7 protein-coding genes are annotated in these 13945 nt (G+C 68.0%); 2 read left to right on the top strand and 5 right to left on the bottom strand.

The genetic code is table 11. The annotated features are described in order from the left end of the window. Positions 1-11 precede the first annotated feature (11 nt). Positions 12-596 (top strand): Crp/Fnr family transcriptional regulator, encoded by a 585-nt coding sequence (locus tag LZ199_RS38955; protein ID WP_253998872.1) that lies wholly within the window; start codon positions 12-14, stop codon positions 594-596. On the opposite strand, the gene LZ199_RS38950 is transcribed toward LZ199_RS38955, so the two are convergent. Together LZ199_RS38950 and LZ199_RS38945 are read right to left on the bottom strand one after the other, a co-directional pair. Beyond that, the gene (locus tag LZ199_RS38950; RefSeq protein ID WP_253998871.1) at positions 567-2957 is read right to left on the bottom strand and encodes a P-loop NTPase fold protein; all 2391 of its coding nucleotides are present in this window, start codon (positions 2955-2957) and stop codon (positions 567-569) included. The two genes, LZ199_RS38955 and LZ199_RS38950, sit on opposite strands and share 30 nt — an antisense overlap. Positions 2958-3832: 875 nt before the next feature. Next, complete coding sequence (locus LZ199_RS38945) at positions 3833-6577, bottom strand: YncE family protein (RefSeq protein WP_253998870.1); 2745 nt, start codon at positions 6575-6577, stop codon at positions 3833-3835. A gap of 273 nt (positions 6578-6850) precedes the next feature. Here LZ199_RS38945 and LZ199_RS38940 point away from each other — a divergent pair, with 273 nt between their 5' ends. After that, complete coding sequence (locus LZ199_RS38940; protein WP_323390210.1) at positions 6851-9379, top strand: glycoside hydrolase family 15 protein; 2529 nt, start codon at positions 6851-6853, stop codon at positions 9377-9379. A 109-nt stretch (positions 9380-9488) separates the two neighbouring features. Here LZ199_RS38940 and LZ199_RS38935 read toward each other — a convergent pair whose 3' ends face one another. From LZ199_RS38935 to LZ199_RS38925, 3 genes are all read right to left on the bottom strand, one after another. Beyond that, positions 9489-11759 (bottom strand): zinc-dependent metalloprotease, encoded by a 2271-nt coding sequence (locus tag LZ199_RS38935; protein ID WP_253998868.1) that lies wholly within the window; start codon positions 11757-11759, stop codon positions 9489-9491. Between the two features lie 193 nt (positions 11760-11952). After that, complete coding sequence (locus LZ199_RS38930; RefSeq protein WP_253998867.1) at positions 11953-12552, bottom strand: hypothetical protein; 600 nt, start codon at positions 12550-12552, stop codon at positions 11953-11955. Between the two features lie 99 nt (positions 12553-12651). Continuing rightward, positions 12652-13944 (bottom strand): hypothetical protein, encoded by a 1293-nt coding sequence (locus LZ199_RS38925; protein ID WP_253998866.1) that lies wholly within the window; start codon positions 13942-13944, stop codon positions 12652-12654. Between the last annotated feature and the right edge of the window lies 1 nt (position 13945).

Here is a 13945-nt window from a genome sequence, read left to right as displayed (position 1 = left end):
GAGAGGTGTCGGTGACGACGGCGAGAGAGGTGCTGCGAGGGCTGGCGGGGAGCGCGCTGCCCGGATGGGACGCGGTGGCGCCGCTGCTGCGCGCGAGGACGCTGTGCAAGGGCGAGTATCTCTTCCACGTGGGAGAGGAGCGGCCGAGCATCTTCATCGTCACGCGAGGGCTGGTGAAGATGGTCTACGGGACGAGCGAGGGTGGCGCCTGGGTGAAGGCCTTCGCGGGGGAGGGGACGTGCTTCGCGAGCCTGGTGGCGCTGGCGCCGGGGGGCGTCACCAGCTTCTCCACGCAGGCGGTGGTGGAGTCGCGGGTGGAGCAGCTCGACTACGGCGAGGTGCGGCGGCTGGCGGCGCGACACCTGGAGTGGCAGCGGGCGGTGAGCCGGGCCTTCGAGGTCTATGGGCTGCGCAAGGAGAAGCGGGAGATGGAGTTGCTCACGCTGTCCGCGGAGGAGCGCTACCAGCGGTTCCTGGACGAGCACCCGGACCTGGCGCCGCTGCTGTCGCAGCGGGATATCGCGAGCTACATCCGTGTCACGCCCGTGGCGCTGAGCCGCATCCGCTCACGGTTGCGCAGGCGACGGGCGTCGTGAGGCCTCTTTTGCCTGTGCCTGCCAGAAGCTGAATCTGGTGACCCAGGGGACGAGCTTGCGGACCACTGAGAGCGGGGTGCTCTGGAACGCGGGGGGCATGGTGTGGAGCCAGGCGAACAGCTCCGGGATGATGGGCTCCTGCTCAGTGGAGAGGGTGCTGAGCTCTCGGAGCGTCATGAGCCGCTCCTTCTCGCGTTCATGGAGCTTGAGCAGCGCGAAGAACTCCGCGGCGAGCTCCGGCTTCGAGGTGACGAGCGTCAGCAGCAACAGGCACACCTGGGACGGAGAGGTTCCTTCATGTCCCTCGCCCATGAACTCGGCCTGTCCGTCACTCGGAACACACGCCTTGATGAGGCGATAGGTGTTCGCGAAGCGCTTGAGCACGCGAGGCGTGGGGCTCAGCAGGGGGCCCAGACAGTCGATGAAGGCCAGCTCCTTCTCACCGATGACGAGGCTGGGAGGATTGAGTTCCTCCTGTTCAGCCGACGTGCTCCGGGTGCCATTGGAGGATGCGGAGGACTTCGGCTTGCCGTGTCTGGACGCGGCTTGCGGAGCGGAGCTCGCGGCCTGCGGGGGCTTCGTCGGACGCTGTGCATCCTGTTCGCCGTCGTCCCGGGCGACGGTGCCACGGTTGTCCGCGGCGAGCCCGGGCTTCAGCTCCAGGACCTTGGCCTCCTGCGAGTGCTCCTCGGAGGAAGGACGGGTCAACAGCCCGCGCACCATGCTGGAGCGGTGGTCATTGCTCACGGGCCGCAGCCAGATGGGAATCTGGAAGATCTTCTCCAGATAATCGTAGGCCGTTGCTCCCGGCGTCATCGCGTCCAGGGACAGCGCCTTCGCATCCTCCTGCTTCAGCAGGTCCTTGAAGGTGTGGTTCAGACAGCGCGCCACCCAGCGTGAGTCCACGCCCACCACGACGACGAACAATGGGAAGGCGAGGAGCAGGTGCACGGCCTGGAGCACCTTCACCACGGTGTCTTCCGAGCAGCGGTCCAGGTCGTCGATGTAGAGGACGATGCGGTTGATGACGGGGACATTCGGGTCCGTCTGCTCATCGCGGTTGACCGCCTCCATCAGCCGGGACAGCTCCTCGAAGTCCCTGCGGATGAGCGCGACGAGCCCCAGGTGCTTGCGGTAGTCGTCGCTGCCGGTGCGGTTCTCGATGAACTTGTCCAGCAGTCGCGCGCTGGAGAGCTCGGCGATGGCCTGCCTCAGTTGGAGGACTTCGTCCTGGGCCTTGGCCATGGACGCTCGCTGCTGTTCCTCCGCCTGGGTCAGTGCGGCGACCTGCTCGCGTGCGGCCTGCGCGGCATCGTCGAGCGGCTTGAGTCGATTCTGGAGCTCGGTCTCGATGGCCTGCTCGACTTCGCGCAATCGCTGCTCGTTCTGCTCCCGCCGCTCTCGCAGCCACGCTGTCTGCCGCTGGAGCCAGACCGTCACCGAAGACACGAGCCCGGTCAGTGTCGTGAGTCCGGCCGTCAGGCCCGCGAGGTCCTGCTTGCCGAACCAGTCGAGCACGAACGGAAGCGCCAGGCTCAAGGCGAGGGAGCCAATCAGGATGATGGCGGGAGGACGCAGTCGCTTGTTCCCGCTCCGCGTGTCCAGGAGGGATGCGACGAATCCACCGGTCCGTCGCAGCTCCGCCTGGGCATTGGCGAGAGCATCCCGCAGCTCGAAGGCCGTACGCCCCAGCGAGCTGAAGCCGGTTTCGTCCAGCCATGCGGTGGCCTTCTTCTGGACACCTTCGTCGAGCTTCAGGGTGGCGGGCATCATCTCCAGCAGGGTGCGCTTCTCGGAGAGGGCCTGTTCCAGCTCGGCGCGCTTTGATTCCTTCTGCTGCTCCAGTTCACCGACCTTCTGCTGCGCCTGGGTGACCTCGGCCTCTTTCGCGGTGACCTCGGCCTGCTTCTTGAGCAATTCCGCTTCCCGCTGGGCGAGCCGCGTCAGCAGGTCATCCCTGCGCTTGCCGATGTCCGTCTCGGACTCGTCGTGTCGTTTGCGGAGGTTGCGGAAGATGTGCTCGACGAGGCTGGCCCACAGGTTGCCCTCCGCGTAGTGCCAGGCGTTGAACTCAATCTGGATGATGTTCTTGTAGAAGGCGACTTCCCGCTGGGGACGTTGGGATTTCACGGCCCGGTCCGCGAGCTCTTCCACCCGCTTGCGCAGGTGGTGCATGAAGAACGACTTGCCCGAGCCCCATTCTCCGAACACACCGAGGGACAGTGGCGGCGCCATGGTGCGCGAGGCAATCAGCGCACTGAGCGCATCGACGTCACGGTCGATGTCCAGCAGGTCTTCGTTCTCTCGCCCATCCGCGTCGTAGCGAGGTGAATAGAGGGTGCGCTGCGTGTCGTTGTCCAACCAGCTCAGGGGATGGGTTGGCGCGGTGGGCGGTGGCGGAATTGGTTCCGATGGTGTGGGAGCGTGATTTTGTTCAGCGGAACTCTCCCGACGAAGGAGTTCATGCCAATGCTCCGCCTCGTCGGGGTGCAGCGAGGAAATGAACTGAACGAACGGCTTGCGGAGTTCCCGTCGGTCCAGTCGCATCTTGTGGAAGTCGCTGTCATGGAATTTGGGTAGCCACAGAATCGCCGCGATGAGATGGCGCACGTCAAGCATCAGCCGAGGTGCGTTGAAGACCCTAGTGTGAAGCCGCTCGGCTTCCATGAGCGCGAGTCGTGCCGATGCTGTCCCCGTGAGAGGGGACCCCATCATTGCCATGGGGTGTTCCATCGACCCAAGTCGCTCAAGCTCCTCGGGAGAAAGGTGAGCCATCGACAAGAGGGGAGGCAGTTCCCCTCCATTGGACTGCGCAGCAATCTTCTGCACCCAGTCACAAACCGGGTCTGCGGAGTCGCCAATGGCGCCCATCAGTGTCGCGAAGGACAGATCGGCTTGGGCCTGAACGACGGACAAAGCGACGTTGGGTAGCTCAGTAGCTGCTGAGAGCTGTGCTGCGCGTCCCAGCAGCGTGGCGAGGTCGCTGGAAACAGGGCTCAGCGTTGTCACCGCACCCGTATCCATGTGTTTGATGCGGACTAGGTGAGGCCCAGAGTCCTCGGCTGCCTCGACGCTCTCGTTCTCTGCCTGTCGCTGCATGTCCCCCCCTGCGCGGATTCACAGCACCAACCATGTTGGCACCGTCCCGCGCACGAAGGAAAGCCAGGCCCCCAACTCCCTCTGAAGCGGCACCGTGGACCCAGTCATCCCAGGTCCACGGCGCACCTCACACGGGCCTACCGGCTCGTCGCATCATCCGGCCGGGTGCCACGGTCCAGCTCATCGCGGTCCAAAGCCCCGTCCAAATCCCGGTCGATGCCGATGCGCACCTCCGAGCCCTTCGGCACCACCGTGTACGTCAGCTCGTTCCCAGCAACCGCCAGCGTCTGGAGCAGTGACGCGGCGACGGTCTCCAGCGCGCGGTCCGTCTGGAACATCCCGCCGCCCATGTACGTGGCCCCACGAGCGATGCCGCCCTGGTTCCCCTTCACCACCAGGCCCACCTTCCCGCTGTCCGCCAGCGCCAGGAACGTGGACAACGTGCTCGCCTGCGCGGGAGTGGGGCTCGCCGTGGTCAGCGTCACCTGTCTCCCCACCGCCGCGTGCGTGTCCTTGCTGTCCGGCCCGGGCGGCTCCAACACCGTGGTCGCCGTGCCCTTGGGCAGGTCCGAACCCGAGAACGCCAGCATGAACGCCACCATGTCCGCGACCTCCTGGTTGCTCTGGAGCGTGAACACCGGCTCGGTGATGAAGCGCGCAATCGTGTCCACGCTGCCGTCGTGCGAGAACCCGAAGCCCGCCAGGTTCGACGTCTGCGTGAAGTCCATGCCCACCTTCTCGTAGAGATTCCGCAGCTGCGAAATCTTCATCGTCACGTTCGTGAACCCATCCACGGACACGAGCCCCGTGTGACGCTCGCCGCTCGGGCCCGCGCTGACGGAAACGAACTGGCTCCCCGTCCACCGCACATCCGCCCCCAGGCCCGTGGGCAGCGTGTGACACGTCGAGCAGGCGAACGCCCCCGAGTCCAACAGCCGCGGCGGCCGATACATCTGCAGCCCTCTCACCGCGTTCCCGTTCGGCAACTGCAGCCCCGCCGTGCCGAACCGCCCCGTCGTGAAGTGCCCCGGAAGCGGCAGGCTCGTGGGCAGTGTGTTGTCGATGTTCCGGAACGGATTCGGGGCGTACGTCAGCGTGGCGAGGAAGTCCTCGAACTGCTGCATCTCGATGAAGGTGAGCTGCGTGTCATCCCCCTGGAGGCTGAGGAAGGCGCCGTTGAACTCCTCGATGCCCGCGCGGTCTCCTCGCCAGTGCAGCGGCTCCTTGCCGATGATGTCCTGGAGCGTCTGCGTCGTCATGGGCCCCTTCATCGCGTGCCACGGCTGGAAGTTCGTGGTCAGCCCGGGGATGCCCATGCCCAGGTTCTGTCCCGTCACGGCCTTGTCGGCCCCGGCCGGGTCTCCCAAATCCCATGCGAGCCGGTCCAGCCTTCCATCGATGTGGCACGACGCGCATGACACGTGTCCCAGCCCCGAGCCCTTGTGCGTGTCATACAGGTGCTTGCGGCCGACCTTGATGGCGCCCGGAGACGGGTCGAAGAACGGTACCCGAGCCACCTCGGTATTGGAAACCGTGTCCACCACGGACACGCTCGCCGCGAACTTGTTGAGCACGTAGAGCCGCGTCCCGGAAATCACCACACCCGTGGGGCCCTCACCCACCGCCACCTGCGTAATCCGGCCGCCCGAGTCGTTCATGACGGCGACGTTGTTGGAGCCCATGCCCGTGATGTAGACGCGGCTCCCATCCGCATTCCACGCGAGTCCCCGGGGGTCTCCGAGCGCGAGCTGCCGCGTCGCCTGCGGCACCGTTCTGGTCTGGTACGTCAGGTGCGGATTGAGGTCGAAGCGGGAGACGACGGACGGAATCGCCGGGTCGAACGACGCGGCCAGGACGCGCAGGAAGGTGCCATTGACGTTGGGCTCGAAGCGGACCTCGTTCGTCGCATCCGTGCCCACCACGACGACATGGCCTCCCGGGTGGACCGCCAGCGCCATGTCCAGGTTCATCAACCCACTCGCATACGTCACGGCCAGGGTGGACGCGTTGATGATGGCCACGTCCCGGTCCGGCAGGTCCCAACCCGCGCGACGCCCCGAAGCCGCCGCGTTGCTCCCCGAGACGACGCTCGTCCAGTCACGGCTGTTGTCGTCCATCCACCGACCGCTGGCGTCCTTCTTCACGATGAGGCTCACGGGAGGCGGAGGCGTCGTGCTCCCCGTCCTCGCCGGCCTGAACACGCTGCCCGAGTTGGGCGGCGGATTGACGCCCCCATAGGGCCCCACGCTGCTGCTCACCACGTTGGGAGGAAACCCTCCGCCCCCCATCGCGTTGCCACCGCCGAGCACCGTGCTGCGATTGCCAGACTCGAAGAACGCCACATAGACCTGCGTGCCCGCAGCGTTGACGGCGAGCGCACGGGGCTCTTCTCCCTGGAGCGCAATCCGAGTGGGCGTGGCGAGCGGACTGGCCGCGTCCACCACCAGCACGCGGTTGACCTGCGAGCAGGAGATGAACGCGCGCTGCGGTGAGCCCGCGAAGATGACGTCCGCGGGCTCGTCATCCGTGGGCACGGTGGTCTTCACGTTGAGCGTGGTGAGGTCCACGATGCTGACGCTGTCGGAGACGTGGTTGACCACCCACGCCTCGGTGTTGCTCCGGGCTCGCACGGAGACGGGGTCCAGGCCTACGGGGATGGACGCGGTGAGCACGGGCGTGCCGCTCGCCACGGAGAACACCAACAGGCGGTTGTCCGCTGTGTTCACCGCGAGCAGGCGCGTGCCATCCGGCGTCAGCTCCAACGGGTGGACGTGCGGATGCTCCCAGTTCACGAACGCGCCGGGCGACTGCGCCCCAGCAGGGCTCGCCAGCAGCGCGAGACACGGCAACAACGAGAGCAGCAACCCTCGGACACGGGACATGCGACCTCCTGTGCGAACCCTCCGGCTCGCCCTGGATGGAGATTTCCGCTAAATCTGTTAAGTCTGTTTATTCTGACAAAGATGAACCTGTAACACGAGTGGCTGACTCGGGTTGCGGCCTGGCGCGACGGGTCCTCGGGCACCCTTGGTTCGCGCTGGATGGGAGGTCCTGGGTTGGCCCGGGGCGGGAAGCGCTCCAGAATCCGCCGCATGAAGCGTTTCCCCCACCCGTGTCATGGCCCTGGCCGTGCGACTTCGAGCGTCGCGCGTGCCGTGGCCCTCTTCCTGACCTCCCTGCTGTGTGGCCTGACGTCGGACGCGCGCGCGGAGGTCGCCGTCAAGCGCACCTTCCTGAAGCTGCCGTCGTCGAACGGGCACGGCGCGGTGATGCTGGATTTGGAGCAGAAGAAGGTGTCGCACTTCCGCGAGCACCTCTTCGCGACGGAGGAGCCCGTCATCGACGCGGCGGGCAGCGACGTCTTCGTGCGCGGCCAGCCGCAGGTGGTGCACGCGCGCGACGTGTTGTTCGACGCGTTCTTCGGCCTGCGCTCGGGCGGGACGCAGCGCTGGCTGAGCACGCAGGACGCGGACCTGGACGCCAGCGGCTATGCGGCGTGGGGGCCTGGGAAGACGGGCGGCACGGGCCTGGCGACGATGGTGCAGCGGGTGGGGACGCTGGAGGTGACGACGTATGTCTTCGCGCCCCAGTCCGTCCCGCACGCCTCGTTCGTGATGGCGGTGCGCGTGCGCAACACGGGCGCGGCGGCGTCCACGGGGGTGAGCGTGTTCTCGCTCCACAACTTCCACGTCGGCTTCGGTCGGCCCGGAGTGATGGCGGACCTGGACGAGAACGGCGAGACGGTGGAGGTCAGCGGCAACGACTTCGTGGAGAAGGGCTTCGCGGGCGTGGTGGTGGGACGGCCGCTGGGGGCGGTGACCCGGAAGGCGGCGTGGCTGTCGGCGGCGACGGGAGCGGCCAACGGCTTCAACGTGGTGCAGGGCGGAGGGCAGCAGGACCTGCAGGAGTTCACGGCGCCGCCGGCGGCGGGGACGGGCTGGGCCACGGCGTACCAGTTCAACCTGGGTGACATCGCGGCGGGCGCGGAGAAGTGGGCGGGCGTGGCCTTCGTGCACTTCGGCAATCCCGAGGGCACGGCCACCGCGCGGCAGTGGCTGTCGGACTACGTGGGCGCGCTGGACGCGAAGGCGCTGGTGGAGGCGGAGGTCGCGCGCTGGGCGACGTTCCAGACGGACACGGTGAAGGTGCCGACGGGCGTGGTGGAGAACGAGGAGGCGCTGGTGCGCCAGTCGGCGGTGGTGATGCACATGGCGCAGGTCCGCGAGAGCGAGACGTTCATGCGCGAGTTCCTGACCCGGGACGGCGAGACGCGCCTGACGCGCTTCAAGGCGCCCAATGGCGCGCCGGCGACGCTGCCGGGCATGGTGAAGCACGCGGGCAAGGGCGCGGTGCTGGCGAGCCTCCCGCCGGGCCAGTGGACGTACGCGTGGATTCGAGACGGCGCCTACGCGGCGGCGGCGATGGCCACGCTGGGCATGCGCAGCGACGCGCGCGAGGCACTGGCGTACTACCTGAACGCGGACAGCGGTCGGTTCCAGAACTGGCGCGAGCTGCAGCCGTACTCGATGCCGCCGTACATCATCACGCTCACGCGCTACCACGGGTTTGGCGTGGAGGAGACGGACTTCAACGAGGCGGGGCCCAACCTGGAGTTCGACGGCTTCGGCCTCTTCCTCTGGGCGCTGCGGCACTACGAGCGCACCACGGGGGACCTGACGCTGGTGAACCAGTACTGGCCGACGGTGTCGACGAAGGTGGGCGACGCGCTGGTGGCCATCATCGACCCGGAGACGGGGCTCATCCGTCCGGACTCGTCCATCTGGGAGACGCACTGGAACGGGCGGCAGCGCGCGTGGGCGTACACGAGCCTGACCGCGGCGCGCGGCCTGTGCGACGCGGCGGTGCTGGCCGAGCGCGTGGGCGACGCCGAGCGTGCGACGCGCTACCGCGCCGCGGGCGAGTCCATCCGCCGTGCCATGGCGGAGAAGCTGACGGACAGCAACTTCGCGCTGGCCTCCAACCTGGAGGAGCTGAGGTCGGGCCGGGGGTACTGGGACTCGGCGGTGTTTGACGCGTTCGCGTTCGAGCTGTTCGACCCGGCGGGGAAGATTGCCCGGGAGACGATTCGCGGGTTGGACCTGCGGCTGTCGTCGCCGGCGGGCGCGGGCTGGTCTCGCAACGATGACCGCTATGACCACACGGGCGGCGCGGACATGAGCCCGTGGGGCAGCGAGTACGACAGCGCGGAGTGGGTCATCGTCAGCCTGCGGGGCGCGATGGCGCACCGGATGGCGGGCAACCCGGAGCGCGCGGAGCGGGTGATGAAGTGGGTGACGGACCAGTCGCTGAAGAACTACCTCGCGGTGTCGGAGACGTATGACGAGCTGAACGGCACGTACAAGTTCAACGTGCCGATGGTGGGCTTCGGCGCGGGGGCGTACGCGCTCGCGCTGGCGCACCGCGCGGACGGCACGGCGGACCCGGCGTGCGGCGCGTACCTGGATGAGAGCACGCTGTCCAAGCCTCCGGATGCCGGGCCGGGCACTCCCGACGCGGGACCGGGTGAGACGGATGCGGGCCCGTTCGTGCCGGATGCGGGGAACTCGGAGCAGCCGCTCGTCAGTGGCGGCGGATGCAGTGCCTCGGGTCCTGGCGCGATGGCGGTGTGGCTGATGCTTGCGCTCGGGGGGCTCACCGCGCTGACGCGGCGTCGCCGGGCCTGAGACGAAGGGCTCAGGAGGCCGGACAGCGTCCGCGACTCGTCGCTGGAGTGGCTTGGAGCCGGAGGCGAGCCCGACAAGTGATTCCACCTTGCCGGGCTCGTGACACGGGTCAGCGGTAGTAGGGCGACATGGCCGCGGAGATGCGGGCCACCAAATCCCTCGTCTGCAAGCGCTCGTCGGCGGGCAGTGTCGGGAGGCTGGCGGTCAGCACGTCATGCGCGTTGCTCAAGAGCGTGTACGCCGCCAGCGACTGCTGGGCCTTGAGGATGTCCACCATCGTCCGTCGCGCCGGGTAGCTCCGCACGCCATCCGTGTTGAGCAGGATGCCCTCGACGTCCGCGAGCACCTGCGCCATCAGCGCGGGTGTCGTGGGCGGGTTGGCGGTGAACGAGCCCCGGCTCGTCGTCGGGTCCAGGTACAGCCGCGCGAGCGTGCGCCGGGCCAGCTCATCCGCGCGCGCCGGATAGTCCGCGCGCGAGCCCGGGGGAATCACCAGCGGCGGGCGGACCTTCTCCATCGCCAGTCCATAAGCGGAGACCTGCGCCGCCGGAGTCCCCGCGCGCACGAACTGGAGGACGGGGTTGATGCGCCCGTTGAAGTACGACGCCAGCCGCTCCCAGGTGGACGTGCTCGTCAACATGAAGACCTGACCGCTCTGGAGCGCGGGGCCGTACCACTCGGTGAGCGGGTCATCGAAGCGGTCATATTGGTTGCAGTTCGGGTCCGTGCGCGTCTCCTCGGCCGGGCAGAACGCGGGCACGGGGAGCTGGGACGACAGGCCATGGAGATACCGCACGGCCTGCACGTCGAACGGGCCCGGCTCAATCGCATGGACCGTGTCCTGCGTGTCCACGTACTCCATCACCGAGGACGTCACGAGCCCGCCGGGGCTCCCATCCTGCGCGAGCGAGCCCGCGAAGTTGTGTCGCAGCCCGAGCGTGTGGCCAATCTCATGCAACACGTTGTGCGTGAGGAAGCGCTCCACCTTCTCCTTCCGGGTCAACCCCGTGAGCTGCCGCCGAGCCCCCGTGCTCCGCTTGCGCGAGGCGGCGGTGTCCAAATCACACAGCGGCTGGCTCCGCATCCCCGACCACGACATCTGGGGCGCGGGATGTGACGCCGGCTCCGGCTCGGAGACCAGCGGCTCCATGCCCGCGTCGTCCTCGAACTCGCTCTCGGCGAACAGGATGAAGCTCGCCGCGAAGTAGATGCTCGCGCCGCGAATCTCTCCCGTGTTGGGATTGGTGCGCGAGTCCGCGAAGACGAAGGGCATCAGCTCGTCGGTGTCGAAGATGAAGACGTTCTTGTCATCGTCGGCGAAGCTCACGGATTCATCCGCGACGACGGCCTCCAGCACCGGGAAGCCGAACACCGAGTTCCAGCCCTCGATGCCGCGCTTCACCGTGCCGACCAGGTCGTAGTCCTGGAAGCGCGGGTCCTGTTGCAGCGTGAGGATGTCCCGGCTGATGTGCCACCGGATGGGCGTCATGCCCGGGTGGATGTTCCACTTCGTCGCCACGTACTCCGTCGTACCCGCGGCGTTCGGAACCAGCCGCGCCGCGCTGCGCAGGTAGTACTCACGCGCGGGCATGGGCGTGGGCGTATAGCCCGGGCCCTCCGAGTACCGTCGCAGCGCGATGCCCAGCGTGCCCGAGGCACGGAAGACGTTGGGCTCCAGGAAATCGGTCGCCAGTGCGTCAGGCAGGTCCGCGTAGCCGGTGTACACCTGCTCGAAGGTGATGCCGTCGGAGAGGCGGCGGAAGCGCTGCGCGAAGCTCAGCTCCACCTGGAAGTGGACGCCCGTCGCGCCCGCGGTGTCGCCCAGCACACCGAAGCGGTTGAGGCCCGCCGTCGGGTCGATGAGCACGTACTGACTGGAGCCCGGCAGACGGTTGAACGGGCCATGGTCGCGGATGATGGGGTAGGCCTCGACGAGGACCTCGGGGTCGAACACGTCGCTCAGTTGCTTGCGGTCGTCGACGTCGAAGACGAACAGCTTGCCGTTCTGCTCCTTGAAGCTGACCACCCGCGTGCCCAGCGACGCCCCCGCGCCGCCGAGGATTCCGCCAGGGTGGCGCTGCTTGGAGTACGCGGACAGGAACCACTTCGCGTTCAGCTCGCTCTTGCGCAGGGCCAGATAGAAGCCGCTCCCCGTGGGGTCCATCACGCCTTGGAGCCGCTGGGTGAGCACCTGGCGCTGCGCGGTGCTCAGCTCACGCGGCACGGCGAGGATGGCCTCACCCAGCTCCACCGGGAGGACGGCCTCCGGAGGTGCCGGGACGGAGGCGCTCGGTGCTTCTCCACAGCCCGTGCTCAGGGCCACCGCCAGGGACAGGGCACTCCACCACGGACAGCGCTTGGGGACACTCCAACGGGACATGACGCGCTCCAGACTCCCGAATGGAGACATTCCATTCGGTGCCGGAAGCAACGGGATGGCGCTGGAGTTCCCCTCGCCGCGCGGCGCGAGGGCCTGGGAATACCCCTCACCGTGAGAGGCATCTCGTCACCAGACGATATGCGAGAAGTGGGCGAGCATTTCCGTCGCCCCTCCGATGCGGAACGCGCACGCTTCAGCGCCGGCTGTCGCTCCGGGCCTGGGTGCGGCGGTTGCGGGAGGTGGTGTGAGCGTTGCGACGGACGGCGCCAATGCGCTGCTGCTTGCGCGCCCCCCCTTTGGCGCGCTGGGCCCTCGTCGCGCGCATGGACGTGGTGGCGGTGCGGCCGGCGGTGCGCGCGCGGCGCACGGGCTTGCGGCCCCCGGTGGCTCGCGTGGCCCGACGGACCGACGGCGCCTTGCGGGTAGCCCTCCGCGCGGTGCCCATCTTGCGCGTGGCACGCATGCGCCGGGCCTCCATCTCCTCGCGGCGCTCCATCATGGCCAGACGCTTCTCGAAGCGCATCATGGCCTGACGGAAGTACATGGCCTTGCGCATCGTGTTGGCATTGCCCTCGGCGCGCCGGGAGCGGGTCGGCTGTCGCCGGCCCATCGCCTCACGCTTCTGACGGCGCGCCATGTCCTCGTACTTGGTCATCAGCCGGCGAGCGCGTTGGATGCGACCGCGCAGCTCGCGGGTGGACAGCTCCGTGACGTTGCGGGGCGCGCTGGACAACACGAGCCGGGCTTCGGTTTCCGACAACAGGGACATCTTCTTCGAGGGAATCGTACGCAAGGGCCTGCTCCTTCAAGGCAGTGTGGCTTTCCTCGCGGAACGTCAGCACGTGTCCCCCACGCGGCAACCTGCTCTCCAGGGTGATTGGGGCCGCGCGCCCTATTCGAAGATGGACAGCTCGGCGAGCGCGTAGATGAAGAAGACGGCCGTCCCGTCCGGCGACTTCACCTGCAAGCGCACCCGTCGAGCGGGAGCGTCGCCCGAGAGCGGCACGTCGAGGAAGCGCGCCTTGCGCTGCACATCCAACGGCCCGTCTCCGTAGGGGCTGTCCGCCTCCGTCGAATCGAGCGTGGTGGAGAACACGGGCCCATGGGGGTCGTCCGGGTCGAAGTTCCGATAGGCAACCTCCGCGAGCGTCGACCAGGCGGCACCCTCCAGGCTGCCCTCCACGAGGACCTGCATGACGGGCGCGTAGCCCGCCAGCACCTCCAGGTTCCGGATGACGGCGCGCCGGGGACGGATGGGTGTCTCCCATTCGAGTGTCACGCCGCTCACGCCGGTGTTGTCGTGGTCCGGGTCCGTCCGCATGAGGAGGAGCGAGCCATCCGTATACGGACACGGCGCACCCGTGGGAGACGGCCCGCAGGAGGTGCCTCGGCTGATGGGGCGCAGCGTCCCGGTGGGGACGGGCAGGCGAGGGCTCCGCCACTCCACGCGGTACGACACGTTGCTGCTGTTCGCGGCCAGCGGATAGAAGTTCCACGAGCCCAGCGTCACCGCGCGCACCTGGGCCTCCACGCCCGGGAAGTCCTCCAGGAGATACGGATGGGGCCTCCAGGGTGACGCGGCGTCATGTGCCTCCCACACGCGGCCTCCCGGGCCGTGGAGCTGCACCACCGGGTACGGGGTGAGGGGCTCGACGTACGTCGGGTCACCATTGTCGTGGAAGTAGATTTCAGGGAGCTTCGCGGAGGCGGGCAGCGGAGGCGGAGGCGGCGCGGCGTCGAAGGACAGCTCGGGGCCTTCCGTGCCCTGGCTCAGCGCGAGGTGGGTTGCCCAGGGCCGCAGCGTGGGCAGCTCCACGTCGTCATAGAAGACGAACGAGCTGTAGACGCCGTGGCCGTCCTCCAGCGGCGCGGTGACGCGGAAGCGATACTGGACGAAGTCGGAGAAGCCCTCGTCGATGGAGTCGCCGTAGAGGACCTCCAGCGTGAAGTCCCCCGCGCGTCCGCTGCGGCTCTCCAGGTAGGGCTCGAACGGACCCTCCGAAGCCGGGTCGGGGATGCCCGCGCGCAGGTGCACCTTGCGCTCCAGCGTCAGCGGCGTGTCGACGCTCGGCGAGCCGTCCAGGTGTTTCAGCCGGCCATAGACGAAGATGGGGTCTTCGGGTCTTCGCTCGCAGCCCGTCGAGAGGAGCGCGAGCAGGGCGAGGGGGCGGAGCAGGTGGCGCATG

The sequence above is a fragment of the Myxococcus qinghaiensis genome (assembly GCF_024198215.1).
Classification (GTDB): Bacteria; Myxococcota; Myxococcia; order Myxococcales; family Myxococcaceae; genus Myxococcus; species Myxococcus qinghaiensis.
The sequence above is the reverse complement of the archived record's forward strand: the minus strand, read 5'-3'. Positions and strand labels throughout refer to the sequence as shown.

What these genes read in the sequence shown, in the direction of transcription:
- LZ199_RS38945 (WP_253998870.1), bottom strand. Translation starts at nt 6,577, where the DNA reads ATGTCCCGTGTCCGAGGGTTGCTGCTCTCGTTGTTGCCGTGTCTCGCG.
- LZ199_RS38935 (WP_253998868.1), bottom strand. Translation starts at nt 11,759, where the DNA reads ATGTCCCGTTGGAGTGTCCCCAAGCGCTGTCCGTGGTGGAGTGCCCTG.
- LZ199_RS38925 (WP_253998866.1), bottom strand. Translation starts at nt 13,944, where the DNA reads ATGCGCCACCTGCTCCGCCCCCTCGCCCTGCTCGCGCTCCTCTCGACG.